Origin of the sequence: Ensifer canadensis (assembly GCF_017488845.2) — a bacterium.
Taxonomy (GTDB): Bacteria; Pseudomonadota; Alphaproteobacteria; order Rhizobiales; family Rhizobiaceae; genus Ensifer; species Ensifer canadensis.
In genome coordinates, this window is the sequence record NZ_CP083370.1 from 2667855 (window position 1) to 2687594 (window position 19740).

25 protein-coding genes and 1 pseudogene are annotated in these 19740 nt (G+C 58.7%); 10 read left to right on the forward strand and 16 right to left on the reverse strand.

From position 1 onward, the window contains the following. Nucleotides 1–48 precede the first annotated feature (48 nt). From J3R84_RS13040 to J3R84_RS13065, 6 genes are read right to left on the reverse strand one after another with little or no spacing between them, the layout of a single operon-like run. Complete coding sequence (locus J3R84_RS13040; protein ID WP_203527993.1) at nucleotides 49–1044, reverse strand: DUF5309 domain-containing protein; 996 nt, start codon at nucleotides 1042–1044, stop codon at nucleotides 49–51. A gap of 24 nt (nucleotides 1045–1068) precedes the next feature. Continuing rightward, the gene (locus tag J3R84_RS13045; protein ID WP_203527991.1) at nucleotides 1069–2043 is read right to left on the reverse strand and encodes a hypothetical protein; all 975 of its coding nucleotides are present in this window, start codon (nucleotides 2041–2043) and stop codon (nucleotides 1069–1071) included. A 32-nt stretch (nucleotides 2044–2075) separates the two neighbouring features. Further along, the gene (locus J3R84_RS13050) at nucleotides 2076–2315 is read right to left on the reverse strand and encodes a hypothetical protein (protein WP_203527987.1); all 240 of its coding nucleotides are present in this window, start codon (nucleotides 2313–2315) and stop codon (nucleotides 2076–2078) included. Continuing rightward, nucleotides 2312–4369 carry a portal protein gene (locus tag J3R84_RS13055; protein WP_203527984.1) on the reverse strand — a complete coding sequence of 686 codons (2058 nt, stop codon included), beginning with the start codon at nucleotides 4367–4369 and terminating at the stop codon, nucleotides 2312–2314. The genes J3R84_RS13050 and J3R84_RS13055 overlap by 4 nt, the downstream gene beginning before the upstream one ends. Beyond that, on the reverse strand, nucleotides 4369–5820 hold the full coding sequence (locus J3R84_RS13060; protein WP_203527981.1) for a terminase large subunit domain-containing protein: 1452 nt from the start codon (nucleotides 5818–5820) through the stop codon (nucleotides 4369–4371). The genes J3R84_RS13055 and J3R84_RS13060 overlap by 1 nt, the downstream gene beginning before the upstream one ends. Next, complete coding sequence (locus J3R84_RS13065) at nucleotides 5708–6097, reverse strand: hypothetical protein (RefSeq protein WP_203527979.1); 390 nt, start codon at nucleotides 6095–6097, stop codon at nucleotides 5708–5710. The genes J3R84_RS13060 and J3R84_RS13065 overlap by 113 nt, the downstream gene beginning before the upstream one ends. A 63-nt stretch (nucleotides 6098–6160) precedes the next feature. Here J3R84_RS13065 and J3R84_RS13070 point away from each other — a divergent pair, with 63 nt between their 5' ends. After that, complete coding sequence (locus J3R84_RS13070; RefSeq protein WP_203527978.1) at nucleotides 6161–6481, forward strand: hypothetical protein; 321 nt, start codon at nucleotides 6161–6163, stop codon at nucleotides 6479–6481. A gap of 39 nt (nucleotides 6482–6520) precedes the next feature. Continuing rightward, nucleotides 6521–6748 carry a hypothetical protein gene (locus J3R84_RS13075; protein WP_203527976.1) on the forward strand — a complete coding sequence of 76 codons (228 nt, stop codon included), beginning with the start codon at nucleotides 6521–6523 and terminating at the stop codon, nucleotides 6746–6748. 112 nt (nucleotides 6749–6860) lie between these two features. On the opposite strand, the gene J3R84_RS13080 is transcribed toward J3R84_RS13075, so the two are convergent. The 6 genes from J3R84_RS13080 to J3R84_RS13105 all read right to left on the reverse strand — a co-directional run bounded on the left by J3R84_RS13080 (nucleotide 6861) and on the right by J3R84_RS13105 (nucleotide 11128). Further along, a complete protein-coding gene (locus J3R84_RS13080; RefSeq protein WP_203527974.1) occupies nucleotides 6861–7196 on the reverse strand; it encodes a DUF6362 family protein in 336 nt (111 codons plus the stop codon). 172 nt (nucleotides 7197–7368) lie between these two features. Then, on the reverse strand, nucleotides 7369–7716 hold the full coding sequence (locus tag J3R84_RS13085; protein WP_203527972.1) for a hypothetical protein: 348 nt from the start codon (nucleotides 7714–7716) through the stop codon (nucleotides 7369–7371). Next, nucleotides 7713–9449, reverse strand: coding sequence for a bifunctional DNA primase/helicase (locus J3R84_RS13090; RefSeq protein WP_203527970.1), 1737 nt, complete (start codon nucleotides 9447–9449; stop codon nucleotides 7713–7715). Before J3R84_RS13090 ends, J3R84_RS13085 begins: the two co-directional genes overlap by 4 nt. Before the next feature lie 2 nt (nucleotides 9450–9451). Continuing rightward, nucleotides 9452–10213 (reverse strand): DUF1376 domain-containing protein, encoded by a 762-nt coding sequence (locus J3R84_RS13095; RefSeq protein WP_203527967.1) that lies wholly within the window; start codon nucleotides 10211–10213, stop codon nucleotides 9452–9454. Continuing rightward, nucleotides 10210–10455 (reverse strand): hypothetical protein, encoded by a 246-nt coding sequence (locus tag J3R84_RS13100; RefSeq protein ID WP_203527965.1) that lies wholly within the window; start codon nucleotides 10453–10455, stop codon nucleotides 10210–10212. The genes J3R84_RS13095 and J3R84_RS13100 overlap by 4 nt, the downstream gene beginning before the upstream one ends. 130 nt (nucleotides 10456–10585) lie before the next feature. Continuing rightward, a complete protein-coding gene (locus J3R84_RS13105; RefSeq protein WP_203527962.1) occupies nucleotides 10586–11128 on the reverse strand; it encodes a hypothetical protein in 543 nt (180 codons plus the stop codon). Nucleotides 11129–11276: 148 nt separating this feature from the next. Between J3R84_RS13105 and J3R84_RS13110 the strand changes: the two genes are divergently transcribed. The 6 genes from J3R84_RS13110 (at nucleotide 11277) to J3R84_RS13135 (ending at nucleotide 13117) form a co-directional block, all read left to right on the forward strand. Then, nucleotides 11277–11459, forward strand: a complete 183-nt coding sequence (locus J3R84_RS13110; RefSeq protein WP_203527959.1) for a hypothetical protein — start codon at nucleotides 11277–11279, stop codon at nucleotides 11457–11459. 75 nt (nucleotides 11460–11534) lie between these two features. Beyond that, nucleotides 11535–12032 carry a hypothetical protein gene (locus tag J3R84_RS13115; RefSeq protein ID WP_203527956.1) on the forward strand — a complete coding sequence of 166 codons (498 nt, stop codon included), beginning with the start codon at nucleotides 11535–11537 and terminating at the stop codon, nucleotides 12030–12032. Beyond that, the gene (locus tag J3R84_RS13120) at nucleotides 12032–12220 is read left to right on the forward strand and encodes a hypothetical protein (RefSeq protein ID WP_203527953.1); all 189 of its coding nucleotides are present in this window, start codon (nucleotides 12032–12034) and stop codon (nucleotides 12218–12220) included. Before J3R84_RS13115 ends, J3R84_RS13120 begins: the two co-directional genes overlap by 1 nt. After that, nucleotides 12217–12483, forward strand: coding sequence for a hypothetical protein (locus J3R84_RS13125; RefSeq protein WP_203527950.1), 267 nt, complete (start codon nucleotides 12217–12219; stop codon nucleotides 12481–12483). Before J3R84_RS13120 ends, J3R84_RS13125 begins: the two co-directional genes overlap by 4 nt. After that, nucleotides 12480–12866 (forward strand): hypothetical protein, encoded by a 387-nt coding sequence (locus tag J3R84_RS13130; RefSeq protein ID WP_203527948.1) that lies wholly within the window; start codon nucleotides 12480–12482, stop codon nucleotides 12864–12866. Before J3R84_RS13125 ends, J3R84_RS13130 begins: the two co-directional genes overlap by 4 nt. Further along, the gene (locus J3R84_RS13135) at nucleotides 12863–13117 is read left to right on the forward strand and encodes a hypothetical protein (protein ID WP_203527945.1); all 255 of its coding nucleotides are present in this window, start codon (nucleotides 12863–12865) and stop codon (nucleotides 13115–13117) included. The genes J3R84_RS13130 and J3R84_RS13135 overlap by 4 nt, the downstream gene beginning before the upstream one ends. Nucleotides 13118–13129: 12 nt before the next feature. On the opposite strand, the gene J3R84_RS13140 is transcribed toward J3R84_RS13135, so the two are convergent. The 3 genes from J3R84_RS13140 to J3R84_RS13150 all read right to left on the reverse strand — a co-directional run bounded on the left by J3R84_RS13140 (nucleotide 13130) and on the right by J3R84_RS13150 (nucleotide 17248). Beyond that, the gene (locus J3R84_RS13140) at nucleotides 13130–14395 is read right to left on the reverse strand and encodes a site-specific integrase (RefSeq protein ID WP_203527942.1); all 1266 of its coding nucleotides are present in this window, start codon (nucleotides 14393–14395) and stop codon (nucleotides 13130–13132) included. A gap of 503 nt (nucleotides 14396–14898) precedes the next feature. Beyond that, nucleotides 14899–15417: a GNAT family N-acetyltransferase gene (locus J3R84_RS13145; protein WP_081788909.1), complete on the reverse strand. Its 519-nt coding sequence runs from the start codon at nucleotides 15415–15417 to the stop codon at nucleotides 14899–14901. 379 nt (nucleotides 15418–15796) lie between these two features. Continuing rightward, a complete protein-coding gene (locus J3R84_RS13150; protein WP_025428058.1) occupies nucleotides 15797–17248 on the reverse strand; it encodes a DUF1254 domain-containing protein in 1452 nt (483 codons plus the stop codon). A 400-nt stretch (nucleotides 17249–17648) separates the two neighbouring features. Here J3R84_RS13150 and J3R84_RS39015 point away from each other — a divergent pair. Then, a pseudogene (locus tag J3R84_RS39015) lies at nucleotides 17649–17789 on the forward strand (TetR/AcrR family transcriptional regulator); the annotation flags it as partial. Between the two features lie 192 nt (nucleotides 17790–17981). On the opposite strand, the gene J3R84_RS13160 reads toward J3R84_RS39015, so the two are convergent. After that, the gene (locus tag J3R84_RS13160) at nucleotides 17982–18887 is read right to left on the reverse strand and encodes an AraC family transcriptional regulator (protein WP_203527939.1); all 906 of its coding nucleotides are present in this window, start codon (nucleotides 18885–18887) and stop codon (nucleotides 17982–17984) included. 98 nt (nucleotides 18888–18985) lie between these two features. On the opposite strand from J3R84_RS13160, the gene J3R84_RS13165 reads away from it, so the two are divergent. After that, a complete protein-coding gene (locus tag J3R84_RS13165; RefSeq protein ID WP_025428061.1) occupies nucleotides 18986–19729 on the forward strand; it encodes an SDR family oxidoreductase in 744 nt (247 codons plus the stop codon). Nucleotides 19730–19740: the final 11 nt, after the last annotated feature.

Below are 19740 nucleotides of genomic sequence, written 5' to 3' on the forward strand. Positions count from 1 at the left end.
GGCGAGCCGAAGCCCGCCCTTTCACTGCCAATGATGAGACTGACGCGATTAGCTCGCGGCGGTCAGGCCGAAGAGATCGGCGGCAACGCCTAGGCCCTTCTCGTTGTGAACCTTCAGCGTGCCCTCACCGATCAGGACGCCCTTGTCAGCATCGCCCGTCTTTGCGACGTCCTTGTCTTCCTGGATCTTGCGGAGCCAGAGGAAGGACAGCATTTCCGGATCGATGAAGAAGGCGTTGCGAGCAAGGCCAGCGCTGCCGGCCTGGACGCGGTTCGGGTGGATCATCACCGTGCCGAACGGGCCTTCGTAGTAGTCGGCCGAGGCAACGATGGTGTTGCGCTCGCCGCCCTTGGAGACGGCATAGCGGAACGGTGCCACGTTGCTGTCCGACATGAACGTGACGAACACGCTTTTCACGTAGGGCGATGCAGAGACGTGACGGAAGTTCGCCCCGTTCTGGAAACCCTGCTGCATGACGCTGTCCAGGATTGTCTTGGTGAACGCGCGCTGCGTGCCGTTCGTCGGCGCCACAGTCAGACCGGTCGGAGTGTCAAAGCCGCCGTTGGCACCGGTTGCACCGCGCGAGACGTTGGTCTCGATCCAGGTCGACAGCGAACCGAGTTCGCGTGTCGCACCGCCGACGGAAGCATTGGTGTCAACGATGGCGAATTCGACATCCTTGCGGAGCTCGACGCCCTTCTTCAGCTTCTGGTACTTGCGCTTCTGGACATTGCCCGCCTCGGAAACGACTTCCTGGGTGGCCGAGATGATCCAGTCCTTGCGCAGGATCTGGGTGTAGTTGCCCAGACGGTCAGGCGGAGAGATGGCACCGAAGGTGTATTCGTCACCTTCAGTCTTGATGTTCGCGGCCGGCGCGGCGAGCTCGTCGGTTTCCCATTCGGGGTGAACCGATTTCGTCGAGCCCTTTTCGATCAGTGAATAGATCGGGGTATCTTCCGGCGTGATGCGGGAAACGACGTCGGACAGCTCTTCGCGGTTGCCGACGGCTTGGTTGGTGGTGAACGTGTTAGCCAAAGCGGCCATGGTCGTTTTCCTTCGATGAGAGGTTTAGTCGAAGTCGATCGCCATTGCGTCGCGCATCGACCCGGTTTTCGACAACCGCTGCATCGCATCCTTGCTCGAACGAACTTGCTGGCTGGCCCCACCGTTCGGCCGTGCCTTCGGAGTGGCGGGAGGGGCTGCGGTCACCTTTTGCAGCGCCTTGCCCTTCGCCTCTTCTGCCTTCATCCCGATTCGGGCGTAATAGGCCAGCCCGAAAAGACGATGATCGACGATGCCCTTCAGTTCCGCGTCGGAGAAACCAAGCTCACGCGCCGCATCGAATGCCTGATTGAAGAACGCTGTGCGTCCCTCCTCCTGCATCGTCTGCGGGAATGCCTGCGCCAGTCGCTCGCTTTCGGCTTGAAGCGTCTCCTCGCTCATCGACGATGTCAGCTCGCCAGCAACCGAGGTGGAGTCGTTCGCAAGTTCGATGATCTGACTGATGTTTGCCAAACCCTCGTCGTACATCGCCTTCTGGCGCGTGTATTCGACAGGGTTCTGAAACGCCATCTGACGCGGCGGCTCAGGCGGCAAGCGCTCTGCCAGATAGGAAGCGATACCCTTGACCGTGTTGGTCACGCGGGTTGTCATTCCTTCAAGAGTGCGGCCTTTATTGGCGACCTCCTGAGTTTTATAACGATAGTCGCGCTCCCGCAGGTACCCGAGCTTCAGCTCGGACAACGGCACCTGGTCGCCACCCTTCAGGGTGATGATCTGGCTGTCGGCTTCGTTGGCTGCCTCGCCATTCTCGGCATCGGCCGGCTCGTCGCCTTCGGCGTTGTCTGCGTTTTCGCCGGCCTCTTGACCATCCACGATGGTCTCAGCCGTCTCGCCTTCGATCCCTTCCGTGCCTTGTTCCGAGTTGGCCGGCTTCTTGTCGTCGCCTGGCTCCCAGAAGTTCAGATTGTCCGGGTTGTCGATGTCGGTCGAGGGTGCAACGGTTTCGTTCCCGGCGAAGGCCGGGTTGACGCTCTCGTTCATGATGTCCTGCCTTTTGAGGTTTGGCCCGGGCCCTATGCCGGGGCGCCTTTGCCGTCAGCAGTGGCTTGTTCCTCGGCGAGAAACTTGAGCTTGCTGCGGAATTTCCTGATGGCCCGCGCTTCGGCCGCAAAGGCGCCGCGGGTCTCGTCGTCGGTGACCGGTGCGTTGATGCAACCGTTGATCGCCGATGCCTCCAGATCATCCATGATCAAATGGAAGAGCGGATTATCGAGCATGGCACGCGCCGCGGCCTGCTTCTCTGCGGGCTTCATCCTGCCATGCCTCCGATTTGCGTCGAGGTGACGGTCTGGCTCGTCAGAAGCTGCGCGGCGTTCTGCTGACGCTTCAACGCGATTTCCTGATCGATCTGATATTTCTTCAACTCGCTGTCGGCCTTGATCCTGGCCATATCGACCTGCGTTTGGGCCGCGAGCTTCTGCCGATCGGTCTCAGCCTGAAGCTTTGCCTTCTCCATGTCGGCTTGGGCCTGCATCTGGACCTTCTGCATTTCCGGATCAGGCTCGGCAGCATCGTCCGCCATGCGCTTTTCAAGCTGGGCGGGGTCAGGCTTCGTGAAATAGAGGTCCGGAGATTTCAGTCCCGCGGCCTCAACCGTCTTCGCGATCGAGTTATAGAGGTTGTCGGGCGAAACATACGGGTTGTTGACCGGCCCGAGCGTTGCGAGCAGCTTCTCCTGCAACTGCTGGATCATCTGCACCATCATCATGTCGCGCTCACGCGTACCGGCGCCAAGGCCGGTGTTGACGGTGGCGTCCATGTCGGCATTCCAGTGGCGAGGATCGAAGGTGACCCACTGGTCACGCAGGCGAACCGCACGCGGCTTGTCCTGGTGCTTAATCGTGAGGCGCAACAGCCCCTGAAACACGCGCTTCAGGCCCTGCGCAAAGGTGCGGACCATAAGCTCGGTCTGGCCGATGCCCGCTTGCTCGATCAACGCCGTGGCCTTCGCCGTCATGTTCTGCAGCGCATCCGGGGCCATGCCGCTCGACGCATCAGAAATCCCGGTGCGGTCGGTTGCCTCCTGGTTGAGATACCCAAGCATGCTGAAAGACTGGCCCGCAACGAACGGGACCGTGTTGTAGCCGACGGCGGCGCGGACGTCCGTCCCCTGGCTCACCCTGATCGGCTGGCCGAACTTCGGGTTTAGCACCGATTCCGGGTTTTGAATGACGTCTTCCTGCACGATAGGCTGCTGGTTGTTCTGCCAGTACAGGTTATCCAGCGTCTGACGGAGCAACACCGTCTTGATGCGCTGGATCTCCGCCATGTCGTCGGTGATCGAATTGCCCTCGCGCTGATGCGGCCGGCGCTCGGTGATGAGGTCGGCGAAAGGCGCTTCGTCCCACTCCTCATTTTCGAGGAGGTTCTTCTCGGCAGTACCGCCCGCGAACACCATGCGGCGCAACTCGGCAATCCCGTCGTCGTCGGCGTCGATGCGGACATACAGCTCGTAGTATTCGACCTCCTGAGAGGCCTTGTCGATCTGGTCCTTGCTGTCGACCACGTCACGACGGCGCGTGTACTCTTCCGCTTCCTTGTCGTCGTCACTGGTCGCTTCGGCCATACCGTCGATCTTGGCCCGATCGTAGCCCATGGCGACGAGGTCGGACCGGCGCATCCGCATGTTGATGCCGGTGCAGAGGCTGTCCTCGATCGACATCGCGTCTGGGTGGATTAGGAACTCTTCCAACGGCACCGCCGCAAGCCGAGTGCATCCCTTCTCGATCGTGCGCCTGATTTTCAGGTCGAAGACAGGCACCTGCGCCGGCCCCTGCTGCGTGTCGATTGTCGCGAGCGACTGGGCCTGCTCCAGCACTTCGACATCATCTCCGGCGACGAGCTGCACCATTGACGCCTCATCAAGACCGGTGTGGCTCGACACGGCAACGCTGCGCTTCTTCTCGTACCACCAGCGGATCACGCCATTGCGGAGCTTCAGCGCGTCGTGTGCTGCATCCTGTACCGCGTCGTATCCGTCACTCTCCGGAAAGACGATGTAGTTGATGTAGTCGGTCGCCTGTTCGGCGCTCGCTTCATCGCCCTGGTTGACCGGCTCATACTCGACCACCTTGTCATTGCCGAGGATCGTGCGAATGAGAGACGGCAACACCTTTTTGATCGACGAGCGGACATCGCGCGAAACCACTTTCGACCGGTTGGCATCGGCCGGCACGTCTTTCATCGTGCCGTCGTAATATTCCATCGCCGTCATGCGGTCTTTCGACAGCTGGTCGCGGAAGCTCTCGCAGTCTTTGACCAGCTGTGAGACCTGGGCAGCAAGCTGCTGCGTCGACAATGCCGGCATTAGACAACCTTCCGATCTTGGAACTTCCAGGCGGCTGCATCAGCCTTGACCTTGGCAAACCGCTTCATCATCAACGCGTACCGAGACGCTGAAATCACGTCGTCACGCTCTTTCACGACCTTGCCATCCTTGCGGTGGTAGAGGCGGAACTCTTCCAGCCAGAGCGGGCAGGTGCGAAACACCTTCCAGCGGCCGGTTTGCATCCTCTGCAGCATGTCCGAGAGACCGGCCTCGACGCCGTTGGTGCCGTCATCGAAGGTGGCGCGCTCCGGCAGCATCGTGAGGCCCTGCCCTCGATACTGGGCCGCAAGCTGCTCGCCACTGCCCTTGTCATGCTGCAAGCCATCGTGAGGCCAAGCCCACGGCATCCAGGCGCCCCAAGGCTTCAATGCCCCGGAGTGAATGAGCGGCGTTGCTTCGCGCTCGCGATATTCCTTCGTCAGATAGATGACGTCGGCGTCTCGGTCCCATGCCAAGCAAGCAGCGCCGAAAGGGTGATCCCAACCGAAATCGAGGCCACCGATCTGCACCCAATGCTTCGGGATCTCGAATGGATCGACGACGATGCTCTCTTCCGCAATCGGGAAGATGCGACCGGAGCCGAGCGATGGCACACCCTTCGTGCGGGCCTCGCGTTCGTGCGCCGGATAGCTGGCGATGATGCGCGCCCGTTCCTCTGGGCTGTAGTGCTCCGCGTCGTCGATCGTCATGGTGATGACGGTGCGGTATTTGGCGCCCTCGTCCTCACCTGGCATGATGAACCTCGCAACGACCGTGCTCATGCCCTTCAGGGGCGTGAACGTGACAGCAACAGAGCCGCCGGTCGCGTTGGTGCGTGTGATGCCCTCTAGATAGACGTCCTCTGGTGGCTCTTCATCAAACCAGACGAAATCGACCGTGTTGGCCTGCCACTTACTGCGACCCTGGTCGTAGCCTTTGAGCAACAGCGTTGACGCTCCGCCCGATGCATGCCGAACCGTGACGCTATCGAGCGTGCCAGACACGCCAGCGCGGCGCGTGGTGTCAAGAATTGCGGCTTTCGGAATATAGCCAGTGCCCCAATCCTCTTCGTTCAGAGGTGGACCGATCAGAAGGCGCTGCACACCATCGCGGGTCAGTTCGTACGATTCAGACCCCGCTAGCGCCGTGATCGGCCTGTCCCATCGCCGACCCGGCCACCAGTCTGGATATTGCCCTGTCAGGTGCATTGCCGCTTCGGCCGCGCCAGAGAGCGTCTTGCCGAGCTGGTTGCCTGCCATGAACAGCCGCTCACGATACGAAGCGCCGGCCTTATGAAACTCGACTTGCTTTTTGTAAGGGCGATAGAACCGCAGCCGGTTAGTGCGCTGTCGGCGCTCTATCTCCATCGCTATTTCCATCCTCTCCATGAGAAGCGAGGAAAGGTTGGATGGTGGCGTCGAGCTTTCTGATCCGGTCGAGAAGCTGCTCATCAGTCATCTCGCCGATTTGGTTGACGTTGACATTCAGATCCTTCGGCATCAGCGACGCGACCACCCTCAAGAAGTCTTGAGGGCGCTTCTCGATAACGGTGTGGATCGCGGCGGCGCCCTTACTCTCCCAGGCAGAAAGCAGGTCTTCGATGAACATCTCGCCGAGGCGGTTGCGTGCACCTTTAGGACGGCCAGGATTGCCGGGTTTGAATTGATGCTCAACGGGCGGGTTTCCCTTCCCCGTTTTCTTCCCGTTCTTTCGGGGCACATCGGTCATCTATGATTGCCTTTCGCACGGAGTTGCGCGAGCTTGTTCAAGACTTCAACTGGAGAGCACATTATGGCGAATGAATACTGGCTGACCGATGAGCTTGACGCGAACGACGCGATCACGGTTCGTGTGCGTGCTTTTGACGGAGAGGTTGTGGCCGAGGCATTCTTCCCGGTCTTTGAGGATACTACCGGCAAGTTGTTCTCGCCCGCTCTTGGTAATCCGGTACCCGTTCCAGTCGCTCTAGCGAACGCGCGCAAGCTTGTTCAGCAAACGCCATACGACACGATCCTTATTTATTTGGAGGATGAGAACCTTTGGCAAAAGGAATGGGGTGCGCATCCGACGCGCAAGCCGTCCTCACTCATTGCCAAGCCCTTCAGGGTTTAAGCACCGAACTACGGAATGTTGACAACGTGGGAGATCCCATTGACGGACAAATTACCAACTTGGGCCTGGGCAGTCATCTTAGCCGTTGCGATCGCTATCGGGTATTCCGACATATTCGACGATCAAACCGTCTTTTTCTTTTTGGGAATTGGTGTCGCTGTCTATCTGGGAATTAAGATCGACGAAGCCAAGAACGAAGTCGAAGATCTGAAGCGCCGCCTAGAGGACGCCGAGAGACGACTCGATCGAGTGTTAATCGGACAATAAAAGGGGCGGCGAGAGCCACCCCTTCTAAAATTAGGAAAACTCCCCAATCTACCTCGCTATATGACACGAAATGCCACGAATGCCAATAAGAAAGTTCGCGCTCTGTTCTTTTTCAAGACTTGTTCGCCGCAATCCAAGCGTCCGTAATAGCATTTTCATATCGCTTCCTGGCGGTCTCGTCGCTGCGCCCAATCTGCTTGCCAATAACGCCAAATGACAATCCAAATGAGCGCCACCAGATGATGCGCCATTCCGCCCTGTCCAGATGGCGAACCCAGGCCAGCGCGGTGAGGCAATCCGAAACATCATAGGGTGTTGGCCGGAAACGTGGCTGTTCGTCGTTGTCGGAGCTGTAGGCCGTCACCGCTTCCTGCACATAGTCTGGGGAAGACGAACGGACGATGAAATAGCGTCGTTCGTTGTCTGGCAGAACTCGCAACGTATTCATGGCCCTAAGAACACGCTCCTCGACTTCAGCGCGGGGCAATCGCGCATTGGAGACCACCCGTGGCGCCGGCCGGCGTGGCGGCTGCTTCGGAAGACGATGAATTGCGGTCACCCGATATATGTTCTCCGGAAGCTGCGCTTTTCCAGTCTTTGGCTGTCGTGTCTTCCGGATCTTAGGCAACAGGCGATCCTTTCCCTTGAGCTTTCTGGATTGAGCGGATGCACTGGTAACCGTGACCGCGTAAGACGTTGACCATGGCATCAAGGGCGGCCTGTGAGCCGCGATCGGAAGTCACGCGCTCTGCGTCGTTCTCCTGAACGACATAGACCTGCGTGGCCCCAGGGAAGTCACCGCCGACAACCTTTGCCGTTGAACCGAAGGCGCCAACGCTGACGGTCTGTGGCACGCGGGTCCTGTCAAACGATTCCACCGCATGAGCCAGCTTCGCGCCGAAATCGCAGTCGCGAGAGATGGTGTACGTCGCGCTCTCGCGAACGACGACGATGAGAGACTTATTCATGCACCTTCCTTTCCGAGAGGCTGATAGCTGTCTGGGATTTCTTCAAAGCGCCGATCGGCGCCGACAAATTGGAACTTCACCGATCCGACCATTCCGCACATCGGCTGCCGGCGGATCTTTTTGGCGATGACGTAGGTCGCCTCCTTGGCATAGTCGCGATAGACCACGAGGCCAGCGTCGGCTTTGTTGCGCCAGTGAGCGCTGCCAGCCAGGTCGTAAAGGTTCGGAACGGGATCCTTCCCGTCGTCCGTAGCCTTCAGCTTCGTCGGGTGGATTACCATCCAGACGGTGCAGTCGTGGAGCTTCCCGAACCGTTTGCACTTGGAGATGAGCTGCGAAACGAATTCCGTCTCGGTCAACGTATCCGGGCGTGAAGCTTCGATCTCGTTATAGGGATCGAAGACGATGTTTCTGACACCGTGACGTATGACGGCGGCGCGCGCCCGCTCTAATAGCCAATCAATTGACGGCGTGTGCTCGATCGTGCCTAGCAGAAACACCCGCTCTTGAAGCCAATGCATTGCATTGGAGACGTCCTGAGCCGACATCCGCAATGAGGGTCCGTCGTAGAACGGGTTTCCTGCCCAGATTTCACAGAGATCCGCGATCTGGTTCGCCTGGCCGGTTTCGGGCGAGAAGATTGCCCACTTCTCGTCTCTAAGTCGCGCCGTCTGCACGATGACCTGAGATAGCCACCGCGACTTTCCATGGTTCGGAACGCCGGTGAGTGCGATGAACTGCCCAGGGATGTAGCGAAACGCCCGGTCCATTTCAGACCACCCCGTCGATAGCGGTTGTGGCCCGCGGCCGTGGTAGAGGTCCATTACCTCGGCGCTGAAATCGTCGACCCCATACAGCCCGTCGATTGGCCATGGCGTGGCTCGATCGACGCAACGGCGCAATTCTTCCTCGCCGTGCGCAACAAGGCATTCGTTCCCGTCCTTGCTGCCTGCTGTCATCTTGACGCGGTAACAACGATCCCGACCGACGCGGCGCGCTATTTCCTGCGCAAGCGCCTCCCCCGCTTCGTCCATGTCCGTCGCGATCAGGACGCGGGAAACCTTCGTGATCAGGTCCCAATGCGTACCGAAGGGTTCATAGCGCTTATCGCTGGTCTCTGGGCCCGATGGCGCACCATTTGGAAGCGACACCACGTGAGGGAAACCCGCTTGCGTGAAGGACATGACGTCGATTTCGCCCTCGCAGATAATCAGTTCCTCGCCGGCGCCGATGCTGTCCGCGTTGAAGAAAACCGGCTCGGGGTCTTTCTCCTGCCGGAAGTATTTGTTCGCTGTCCGATATTTGACATTGCGCAGTTCGCCGTCCCACTCGTAGGGGAATGCGATGCAGTCTTCCTCCTGGTTCGTCTGAGGGAACCAGGCTCGGGTTTTGTGGACGCCGAAGGCCTGAACGGTCTCTTGCGTGAGACCACGCTTGTGGAACCAAGCGAGCATCGTATCCGGCTGCTCACGTCGGGCTGGTCTTGCTGGTTTGCGGTAGACACGCCGCTCCACTGCCGGCCTGAAGCCTTCACCGCCGGCGGCACCGGAAAACGAGCAATGGTGGCACTTCCAGACGCTGCGTTCGTCCTGGTCGATCGTGACAGAAAGGCAGGGGTCGTTCTTCTTGCGGCGACTGCTCGAACAATTCGGGCAAGTCGTTTTATGGCCCCCGACCTTGTAATCGCGGAGACGGATGCCGTGCTCGGATAGTGCTGATCTTACGTCCACCATGGTCAGCCCCTAGCGAACAGGAAATCGTTGGTCAGATCGCCACCTGGACCGCGATGCCTGCCAGACTGCGCCATAGACGATTTCCCAAGATTGCCGCCAGAGTTGATGATCCAGTTGCGCCAGGTGGCAAGCCAATCGACCTTTACCCCGCGTTGGCCAGGCTGAGAGATCCAGTGGTTTTTGAACTTCTCGGCCTCCAGGGCGATCTGTCGATCTTGGAGCCCCTTTCCTGCAGCGTATGCCCGCCAATCGTCCGGCAGTGCCCAATCCTGCGAAAGCCTAGAGCCCCGCTTTTTGGAAGAACCGTCAGGTTCTTCTTTTTCTATCTGGTTGGTGGTTGCTGGTTGGTGGTTGGTGGTTAGTTTTTCAGCAAAAGAACCGTCCGCTTTATCGCTTTCTTGATTTTGTTTGCTTTTTCCGCGCGGTCGCCCTCCATTCGCACCAACTTCAGACGCTCTTTTGATGCGGTTCAGGGACTTTTCGACCTCACTTTGAGCACGCTTCTGAGCAAGTTTGCCGTCAGTTTGAATGAAGATCTTGCCCTTCTTGATGAGGCTCGCGACAACACGTTTGATGTCAGACGGACGCACGCCGCACAGCATCGCAAGACGGCGATGGTTCTCTGTGGTCGGTCCTCCCTCGGACATAATCAGGGCGCAGACCATCCAATAGACGCCCTGCTCTTCAGCGTTCAGTACTCCGGCAACGCCGGCAATGTATTCGTCAAAGTAGAAGTCAACGTGCCGTGCTTTTCCCTCCTTCATGCGGAGATCCCGCCGGGTGAGCGAGTCTTATGTACCGGGAATAAGCTGACATTGCCGTTTAGTGTACGCTTGAAAGGCATCTTCTCCTGGTCGGGCAGGAACAAGTTTATGAACACGACCCAAGCCTCAACAGCGGCTCTTCCATCGTCCAGGCACAGCGTTTTATCAGCTGTCCGCTTCAGCTCGGCATATCGCTCCCACGCGACATTCTGTTCTTCTTGGGAAGGGGAATAGGCTGGCATAAGGCACCACCTCAATGATCAGAAAAATAGGCACAATAAGCGCCTATTTCTTATCTAATCATGAGCCATCGGCGCTGTCAACGCCGCTTGTGCCGATTTTTTCAGGCCCGCGACTGCCTGGAAAACTCCACTAGTCGGCGTCTTTTTTGGAGAAAATCTTCCAAATGCTGCGAGACGGTGGTGTCTTAAAAAGAGCTTCATCCAACTCCCGCAAAGGCTTTTGAATTGACGCAAAATCTTGTTTTGACGCCTTCATTGTTTCCCTAAGGTGTTCGACGGTCTCAGCGGCCTTCTCGTGTGATCTCACATCCTTGGCGTACTCAAGTTCTTCCACCGGCCCAACAATGTTATCGACCAAGTATCCCGTGTCCTCTAGTGCGTAGAGCGCGATTGCCCGCAGACGCTCCTCGAGGACTACAATCTGTTCGGCTTTCGGAAGCGCTCTATGCGACTTGTCCAGCGCAATATCTGCAGCGTCTAACCGCCGTTGCTGCATCGCCATAAGAGGTGCGACGAAGTCTCCGATTTCCCCCAAGGCTAAGCCCAACTGGCAAAGGCGACGGATAGCGTCGGAGCGGGTGGCAATTCGGTTCGTGAAACGCCAATCGTCGATTAATTTGAGTTCATCGTCCGACATCATAATCGGAACTCGATTTTCACGTGCTTTTACCATCAGAAAAATCCGCCTCTCCGTAAGAACTGGCTGATAGTTTTACCCGATAAGAAAAATCGGCACAAGCGGCGTTGACAGCGCCGATGGCTCATGGTTAATCTAGAATTAAATCGGCACAAGTAGCGCTGATTTTTAGCGGAGACGAATGATGGCAGAAGTAAACAAGGGACAGCGCGTGCCGCTTTTGATGGAGCCAGAGCTCATCTACAAGGTTGATTCATTTCGGCACGAGCACCGTATTCCGACACGCGCAGAGGCGATCCGACGGCTGGTAAAAGAAAGCTTGTCAGCCATTAGCGAGTTAAAACCGCCTGTTCGAAACGAACAATAGGCAGCAGGACGGGGCTGAGTTTGGCGACCTCCCCGTCGCTGCTGAATGTCAACCAGCAATCAAAGGAACTGCCTGATGAGCGATCACAGGAATAGCACAACTGCGTCCGCAGTTTCAACCGGTCCAAACCCAGGGCACCCAGTCAACTATACTGAGAACTGGACGAAAGTCCGCGAACTTGGGAAGCAGCTTTCGCAGATTCTCGAAGAGATAGGCGACCGCGAGTTCGCCTACATCCGCCCTGCAAGCAATCAGTTTGCCGTCGTCTTTGGTGGCAATCCTTATGACGGTACAGATCCGCTGCTCGTCGCGATCGAGGCCTATAAGGCTGGCTGCAACGCGTTCACCGCTATGCCGGGGGATTTCGAGACAACAGAAGCCGAGATGGCTGCAGTCGCCCAAACCTACGGCCCCCCGCTGGATGACTTGGACAGTTGGAGCGAGCCAGCCCGTTCTCGGGAAGCCGTCGTAGCTGCTCTCGAACTTATCAAAAGCGAACACCTCGTCGTTGGTGCCCTCGGTATCGCGCTCATTGACGCCTGCATCCCCTACATACAAGGGGAGATGATCTGATGGCGAGCAGCTTTGGCAGCACAACGCAAGCCCTGGGCCGTTTGAGCGCGCTCCTCAACGAGGCCGGCGTAATTCTGCGGGACCATCCTGAGCTGAAGATCGAGCGCATCTCGATCAACGAGCATGGCGTTCACACCTTCCATAAGATCTCGGGCGCCCGCGCCCGCACCGAGGAGGCCAGCCAATGAAATCGACCCGACGGTCCTTCTTAGGTGGCGTTGCAGCGGCTTCTCTGCCGGTGGCAACCGCCACAGCCAATCCCGCACCGGCTCAGTTGAGTATCGACGACTTCCTTTCGCAGGCGTCTTCATCGGAACGCATGCGCTACCACACCAATGCGCTTATGGACGCCTTAGCCGAAATGCACCCGGAACGCTCTTGGCGCAGCCATGTAGATCATGAGTACTATTACGCGCTCATCGTCGGAGATGTCCGAGGGGGTACAGTATGAGCGACTTCTTCGCACCCGCCATTCCCGCCGATCGCGTTTTGTCGCCCAGCCTTCGTGTCCACATGGTCGAGGGCGACGGCTTCGAGCCGCAGCTCAAAAACCGACGGGATTATGTGCTCATCGCACCGGTCACCGAATATGCCGGTGAAGGACTTTATCTCCTGCACGACGGCTACGGGCCGGTACTTTACCGGGTGCAATACATCCTCGCGGCCGACAAACCGATCCGGCTCTCGCTAGACAACCCGCTTCACCGGCACTCGGAAGGTTGCGGGCATCGTTGGAGCCGCGAAACGTTCAACGACGCGGTGTTGGGCATCGTGGTGGCCGACATCAAGGTACGCGACGAACGCTACCTGCGGGCCGTGGAGGGCGTCCGATGAAGCTAGTGTCGAACAATGATGGGCCAGCCGATCAGCGCCCCCGTCTCCGTCGCGCCGATGTTCCCGCCTACCTCGCGGCGAAACACGGCATCGATATCGCCATTTCAACGCTTGCCAAAATGGCCACAGTCGGCGGCGGCCCGGCAATGCAGTACAGCGGGCGCATTCCGCTCTATCACGTTCGGGATCTGGACGCTTGGGTCAACGAGCGACTTTCGAAGGCGGTTCGCTCCACATCTGAAGGCAGATAGTGCGGAGACGGTTCAGGCCCGCCTTGGCAATCGAACCACTTCGGCGGGGTCCGTCGTCATCATGCGATAGACCTCGCCGGAAACCTTGTCCGCAGCGGCGATCAGAACGCTGTCGAGGTGATGGATATATCGTTGCGTCACGTTGCCGGCTGCATGCCCCAGCAACGCCGCGATGGTGATTTCGGTGAACCCGAGGTCACCGGCCACACTGGCATAGGAGTGCCTCAGCGTGTGCGACGTCACACCCGTAAGGCCTGCCTTCTTCGTCAGCCGCTTGATGGCCTCATCCAGAGAAGTGTAGTAGCCGCCCTCGCTCCTCGGGCCCGGAAGCACATACGGGTTTTCACCCTCTTTGCTGACCGTCGCCAGCACGTCGAACACTGGCTGGCCGATTGGGCGGACGGACGCATCTTCCTTAGAATCGTCCAACCTGATGCAGTGCCCGTCCTCATCCAGTTCTGGCCACATCAGCGCAGCTATTTCACTCAGCCGGAAGCCCGTGAGTAAGAACAGCTTCGTTCCTACGACGCCCTGCCAAATCTCATCGTCTGCAGCCTCAAGCACCTTCCCGAGCGCTCTATACTCTTTCGGATTGAGACGGCGGGTGCGCTTGCCGACTGCCGGCTTTTTGATGCCGCGCAACGGATTATGGTCGATGATCCCTTCTGAGGCCGCGAATGTGAAAATCCCGCTCAAGAGTGTCAAAGCCTGCGAGGCCGTGCCAGCACCGCCTGTAACCTTGGCCCTGCCCCGGAGCTTGTCAGTCTTCTCGTTGATCGCGGTCTTGCCGGCCGTGATGTCGCGCATCATTTTCGTGCCGTCGGCAGCGGTGAACTCGCGTACGATCCTTTTACCGACCAAGGGCACGATGTGCCGCTTGGCGCGGCCTTTGTCGACGTAGAGCGTACTCGCCTTCTTCGGCTTGTTGCGCTTCCCGAGGATCAGTCCTTTTTCGGCCGCAGCGAAGTAATCGTCAACCAATTCCTCGATCGTCAGAGACTTGCGTCGCGTGGCTCTGTCCTGCTGGGGATCTTCCCCGCGCGCCACATCCCCCAGGACCGCCTTTGCTTCCTTCCTGGCTTCCTCGACTGTCAGAGGGCCATGGACGCCGATCTTGAAGCGCCTGCTCTGTTTACCGGCACGGTACTGCGCAACGTAGGTCTTCCGCCCGGTGGGCCAAACTCGCACGCCGAACCCGGGCAACTCGTCGTCCCATTCAAAGTAGTCTTTCTCGCGCGGTTGGAGGCCGTCTATCGTTCGTTTTGTCAGTTTGGCCACGTGGCACCCCAAGCAAAAAAGGAAGCATATAGGAAGCAGCAGGAAGCAAACTCGGGTAAATTTGATCCAAACCGTTGTAATTGCGGAAAAGGTTTACCGCTTGATATGGATAACAAAATCGACTTCGGGTAAACAAGAGGAAGCACGGGAAAATAGCTCAGACCTGCATTCCGATTCCAAAGGTCACAGGTTCGAATCCTGTCGGGTGCGCCATCTTTCCACCATTCCAGAACAATGATGGTGCTAGGTCCGCGCCCGCCGCCGACCGGACGTTTTCCTTCTATCAGTTGCCCAGGGCCGTATTTCCGCCGAAGACGTCATGAACTGCCCAGCCAGTATGTCCGTGACAGGCTGACGTGGCTCGCGCGCCTTGAGCATCCTCACCCCCTCAAGAAGACGATCCTCTGCGAGCCCGCTCGTTACCGCCAGCCGCTGCCATTTGTCCTCGTGTTGTCGCCGAGTTGATACAAACGCGGTATCTGCGGCCATGGCGTGCCAAGAAGCTATCCCGCCAGAGGGGCTTCCATGAAGATGAGATGGTTGCACAGTTCAGGAGGTGCGTCGTAATAAGGCGCGATCTCCTGGAATCCGAGAGAGCGGTAGAGGCTCAGCGCCTCATCGTGGTTGCGGCCGGTATCCAGCCGCATGGTCGCGTAGCCCCGCTCAGCAGCCACGCGCACGATGTTTTCGGCGAGACGGCGGCCCAGCCCTAAGCCTCGGCCCTCGGGGCTGATGAACATGCGCTTCATCTCGCATGTGTGTTCATCGATCCGCTGCATCATAACACAACCGACCACCTTTCCGTTCAGGCGGGCAACAAGGATCTCGCCATGTGGAGCCGAGTGGATCCTCGGCAGGCTGTCCAGGAGCGCGGCCCATTCTTCTGGTGTGTAATAGCGGTCGACGAACCAAGCGTTTTCGCCGTAGCGTGACCGGCACCAGTCGATGAAGCTGTTGCACAAGGCTCGAATGGCAGGGAAGTCGTCAGGCCCGGCTGGGCCGATCTCCGAGTTCTGTTCCACCTCTGTGCCCCACTCACAAATTTTGCATCGGCAAAGCGGGCGCTCCTTCCCGAGTTCCATGGACGCCGAAAAGGAGGCCGGGATCGAGTCGGGCTCAAGCAATCGCCCGCTGGCATTTGGAAATTTTCCTGCCCAGTGGCTCCATCGAACTTCGTGGATTGTGCTCACGCTATAATCAACTGTAGTCGAAAAAGGTCTTGCTGACTATCTGCCAGCGCTTTTCGGTTGTCAGACGAAGACCGCCGAAAATTCGAGCTGTTGGTTGAAGAGTTGCGGATTGCCACAAACTAGGTTTTTGCCAGTAGCCGTTCACACGGCCACTGGCAAAACACATCTCAAGCCCGAGTTGTCTCCCAGCCGAGGTTTGCTGTTCGAAAACTCACTGAGTAGCCAGGGCCGGAAGCTGCACCTTCCTGACGGGCGGCGGATTCCATTTTCCGATCAGCGCTTCGGATTTCGGAGCGTACATGCGCATCGTCAGAGTGAACGCTCCCTTCGGTGTAGGCAGCCAGTTGGCCTCCTTATCCGGACCGGGGGACTCGTTTTGAATGTAGAGATCAAGCGAGCCATCTGCGTTGTCTTTGAACGGCATCCAGCTACTGAGTGCGAAACGTTCGAGGCTGTTGCCAACCTGAAATCCGGCTGCGTCGTACAGCGTGATCGACCAGAAAGCGTTGACGGGCGGCATGGCATTCTTTTCGAACGCTATCGTGTATTTATTCGCGCCATCGAGCGGCTGCCCTGACTCGTCGGCGAGATTGAGAGGGTAGATGGCATCTTCCGGCAGATTCGCGCCAAGGCCTTGCTGCGCAACAATGGCCCGCTTCAAATAGTAGTTGCCGTATACTCCCATCGTATCGGTATTCATCGACCAGCCGTTCTCTACCCTCGCCAACGTCGCCAGCTTCCATTCCATCAGTCTCTGGGCGACTTGCGGCGCGCTCTCCAAGGCTTTCTGTACGGTCGGATCGAGCTTGCTCATGTCAAAGCTCTTGCCGGGTTCGATGCCGATCTTCTTCATCTCCGCGAGGATCGGTTGATCGGTCAGGTGGGGCGGCTCGACCTTGAGCAGTTCGGCGGCATATGCGAAATACTTGCCAGCGTCCATCGTATCGACCTGGATCTTTGGCGGTGTCTTCATGTCGACGCTGGGATCGATTTTAACCTCAACCGGCTTCGCTGACTTGCCCCAGTCCGATAGGAGCGTAACCTTGTACCCCGCTTGGATCTTGTGTACGGCATCGTAGTCAGCCGGGCCGTCGGTCTTTGTCCGACCGATAACCCAGACATGCGTCGTCGGCGCTTCAATTCGCTGGGTGTTCTCGGGGAGCTTGAACTCCTCAATGAACTTGTCGCGCAAGTCGGGTCTCCAGCCCGGCGGCGTGACAAGGAATGTCCCTGCGGTTGTGCCCGTGGTCCGCCAACCCGGCGACGCAAAAACATCCGTCCACATGTCCAGCATCGGAAGCAGGTAATAGCGTCCGTCGGTATCCGGAGCACTGATGACTACGGGCTCCTTCGTCATGTCGAGCCACGCGGAGGAATACAGCGTGTCGAAGTTTGGGCGGACCACACCCTTGAAATCCGCCGGAGGATACTCGGGAACGTTGGTGAAGACGTTCATCGGACCCTTCCCGAATTCCTTGCCGGGTTCGACGTTGGTGAATGTCTTTCGGCTGATGTCCATGGACAACAGCGGGTAGAAATACACATAGGCGTCCACGGCAATAGAGTGCGCCTCTGCCTCGGTAAGAGCGGGCTGCGCGGCCTGAGCCATCGCTGACTGCCCTAAAACTAGTCCTAGGGACAGACCGATCACGTGCCTGTTCATGGTGTTCTCCCGTTGCTTTATTTAACGGCTCACGTGGGTGATGCCCGCCCGAGGCAGCCTTTTCGCAAAGCTCCGTAGTAGCAAGTACGTTACGGTAACTTACGGCGTTCGCCCCCTCCTTGGCGGCCCATCGTCCTGCGGGGCCGGAGTATCATGAATGCTCTGGACGACTGAGGGTGGAGCGTACTTTGGCTCAGCGACCACTGGTTAGCGTGTACGTTTTCAGGAATGGGCGAAAGAGCCCCCTCATGGTGTTAGCGCGATGTGTGTCGCCTGCGCCTTAAAGGGCTTGCCCTGTCGCGTCATGGCGGTGTTAAAACAGAGCGTTCGCCGTGGGAAAGTTCTACGAGATCTTCTTTCTGCGCGGGAGAAAGCACCGGGCATCCGACGCTTTCAGCCTAGAGGTATCATGCAGTCCAGCTTCTGGGCGATGCTGGGCGCCGCCGACGCCTTGTCCCATGCCGCAGCGACAGCAGAAATCACCGCTCAGCAGGCGCAAGACGAACTCTTTGAGATCATCGTGGCCATGGTCAGCAGGACACCAGGAAGCGCGCAACGAGTTGATTTCCAAGTAACGTTGGAAACCAAATCCCTTCTGCCGTCCCGATTACTCCGACACTGAGCCGCGCTGCACGACACCCAAGGCTATAGCGAGCCAAAACACTCAAGGGCAGAACAAATCTATCGATACGCATCGGGAGATTGGCACAGCATATCGGCTGGCGCCGAGCGACTACCCCTCTGCACCCGCCCGCGCATACCGTCCCCGCGCCTGTCCAACGTGCCGGCTGAAGGCGGTGCTGAAGGTGCTGGCCGAGCCGTAGCCGACCCGTTCGGCGACATCGGCGATTTCGGCGTTGTGGCTGCGCAGCAGGTCCTTTGCCATCGCCATGCGCCAGGCGAGCAGGTATTCCATCGGCGCCAGGCCAACATTGCGCGTGAACCTTTCGAAGAACGCCGAACGAGAGAGCCCGGCCGCCTTCGCAAGCTCGGCCACTGTCCAGGAGCGCGCCGGGTTGCCGTGCATCACCCTGATCGCTTCCGCCAGCCGTTGATCGGCGAGCCCGCGCAACAATCCCGGCGGAGCGTCCGGCCGCTGGGTCAGCCGCAGCGCCTCGATGAGCAGCACTTCGACCAGGCGCGCCAGTACCAGATCGCGACCGGCGCGCTGTTCGGCGGCTTCTTCTGTCAACAGCCGAACCAGGATCGAAAGTCGCTCGGCGCCGCGCACATGCACCTGCGCCGGCAGCAGCGACACCAGCAATCCCGCATCCTCCGTTGCAAAGACGAAGTAGCCGCCGAGCAGCCGCACGCTTGGCGGTCCATCGAGGTCGCCGTGGCGAACCTCGTCGCCCGGATCAGGTGTTGCCTTCGGGTCGATGAATTCAGGGGTAACCGGCTCGAAGCCCGACATGGTGAAGCCCGGCGTTGTCGGCAGCAGGACGAAATCGCCCGCCTCAAGCGCCAGCACGTCCTGACCGTCGACCGCCAGACGGCAGGCACCTTCGAGAACGGTGCAGAAGCCGGGATGACCGAAATCGGAATAACGCACGCCCCAGCGGCCGGCACCGCTGATGCTTTTCGTAAACACTGCGCGGGGTCGCAGCAGCGTGATGATTTCCGAGAGTGGATCGATCATTTCCGGACTATCGCAAATCAAATACGGACTTTCAATTATATATCGTCCGGTTTTCGCTCGGTATCATGACACCATCTGAACCGAACAAGGAAATTGTCATGAAAACCGTATTGATCACTGGCTGCTCGTCCGGCTACGGCCTCGAAACCGCCCGCCTCTTTCACGCCAACGGCTGGAACGTGGTCGCGACCATGCGCACGCCGCGCGAGGATATCCTGCCCCGGTCGGAGCGCATGCGTATCGTGCAGCTTGACGTCACCGACCCCGACAGCATTTCGGTGGCACTGGAGGTAAGCGGTCCGATTGATGCGCTCGTCAACAATGCCGGTATCGGCGTGGTCGGGGCTTTCGAGGCAACGCCGATGGCTCATGTGCGGAAGATCTTCGAGACCAACACGTTCGGCGTCATGGCAATGACACAGGCGGTGATCCCGCAATTGCGCCGCAGGCGGTCCGGCGTCGTGGTCAATGTGACATCAAGCGTGACGCTCGCCGCCATGCCTCTTGCCGCCGCCTATACCGCCAGCAAGACGGCAATCGAGGGGTTTACCGGGTCGCTTACCCACGAGCTTCGCGCCTTCGGCGTGCGCGCCAAACTGGTCGAGCCCGGCTACGCTCCGAGCACGCGGTTTTCGCAAAATGTCGGCGTGCGCATCGAAGATCTGATCCCTGAAACCTATGCGGCCTTCGCGCAGCCGATCTTTGCCGCTTTTGCAAACCCGGCCCTGATTACCACGGAGAGCGATGTGGCGGACGCGGTATGGCGCGCTGCAAATGATACGTCGGAACAGCTGCATTTCCCGGCGGGGGCCGACGCCGTGGCTTTGGCGCGCGCGAGCTGAAACCGAGGGCG

What these genes read in the sequence shown, in the direction of transcription:
- J3R84_RS13040 (WP_203527993.1), bottom strand. Translation starts at nt 1,044, where the DNA reads ATGGCCGCTTTGGCTAACACGTTCACCACCAACCAAGCCGTCGGCAAC.
- J3R84_RS13045 (WP_203527991.1), bottom strand. Translation starts at nt 2,043, where the DNA reads ATGAACGAGAGCGTCAACCCGGCCTTCGCCGGGAACGAAACCGTTGCA.
- J3R84_RS13050 (WP_203527987.1), bottom strand. Translation starts at nt 2,315, where the DNA reads ATGAAGCCCGCAGAGAAGCAGGCCGCGGCGCGTGCCATGCTCGATAAT.
- J3R84_RS13055 (WP_203527984.1), bottom strand. Translation starts at nt 4,369, where the DNA reads ATGCCGGCATTGTCGACGCAGCAGCTTGCTGCCCAGGTCTCACAGCTG.
- J3R84_RS13060 (WP_203527981.1), bottom strand. Translation starts at nt 5,820, where the DNA reads ATGAGCAGCTTCTCGACCGGATCAGAAAGCTCGACGCCACCATCCAAC.
- J3R84_RS13065 (WP_203527979.1), bottom strand. Translation starts at nt 6,097, where the DNA reads ATGACCGATGTGCCCCGAAAGAACGGGAAGAAAACGGGGAAGGGAAAC.
- J3R84_RS13070 (WP_203527978.1), top strand. Translation starts at nt 6,161, where the DNA reads ATGGCGAATGAATACTGGCTGACCGATGAGCTTGACGCGAACGACGCG.
- J3R84_RS13080 (WP_203527974.1), bottom strand. Translation starts at nt 7,196, where the DNA reads ATGAATACGTTGCGAGTTCTGCCAGACAACGAACGACGCTATTTCATC.
- J3R84_RS13085 (WP_203527972.1), bottom strand. Translation starts at nt 7,716, where the DNA reads ATGAATAAGTCTCTCATCGTCGTCGTTCGCGAGAGCGCGACGTACACC.
- J3R84_RS13090 (WP_203527970.1), bottom strand. Translation starts at nt 9,449, where the DNA reads ATGGTGGACGTAAGATCAGCACTATCCGAGCACGGCATCCGTCTCCGC.
- J3R84_RS13095 (WP_203527967.1), bottom strand. Translation starts at nt 10,213, where the DNA reads ATGAAGGAGGGAAAAGCACGGCACGTTGACTTCTACTTTGACGAATAC.
- J3R84_RS13100 (WP_203527965.1), bottom strand. Translation starts at nt 10,455, where the DNA reads ATGCCAGCCTATTCCCCTTCCCAAGAAGAACAGAATGTCGCGTGGGAG.
- J3R84_RS13105 (WP_203527962.1), bottom strand. Translation starts at nt 11,128, where the DNA reads ATGGTAAAAGCACGTGAAAATCGAGTTCCGATTATGATGTCGGACGAT.
- J3R84_RS13110 (WP_203527959.1), top strand. Translation starts at nt 11,277, where the DNA reads ATGGCAGAAGTAAACAAGGGACAGCGCGTGCCGCTTTTGATGGAGCCA.
- J3R84_RS13115 (WP_203527956.1), top strand. Translation starts at nt 11,535, where the DNA reads ATGAGCGATCACAGGAATAGCACAACTGCGTCCGCAGTTTCAACCGGT.
- J3R84_RS13120 (WP_203527953.1), top strand. Translation starts at nt 12,032, where the DNA reads ATGGCGAGCAGCTTTGGCAGCACAACGCAAGCCCTGGGCCGTTTGAGC.
- J3R84_RS13125 (WP_203527950.1), top strand. Translation starts at nt 12,217, where the DNA reads ATGAAATCGACCCGACGGTCCTTCTTAGGTGGCGTTGCAGCGGCTTCT.
- J3R84_RS13130 (WP_203527948.1), top strand. Translation starts at nt 12,480, where the DNA reads ATGAGCGACTTCTTCGCACCCGCCATTCCCGCCGATCGCGTTTTGTCG.
- J3R84_RS13135 (WP_203527945.1), top strand. Translation starts at nt 12,863, where the DNA reads ATGAAGCTAGTGTCGAACAATGATGGGCCAGCCGATCAGCGCCCCCGT.
- J3R84_RS13150 (WP_025428058.1), bottom strand. Translation starts at nt 17,248, where the DNA reads ATGAACAGGCACGTGATCGGTCTGTCCCTAGGACTAGTTTTAGGGCAG.
- J3R84_RS13160 (WP_203527939.1), bottom strand. Translation starts at nt 18,887, where the DNA reads ATGATCGATCCACTCTCGGAAATCATCACGCTGCTGCGACCCCGCGCA.
- J3R84_RS13165 (WP_025428061.1), top strand. Translation starts at nt 18,986, where the DNA reads ATGAAAACCGTATTGATCACTGGCTGCTCGTCCGGCTACGGCCTCGAA.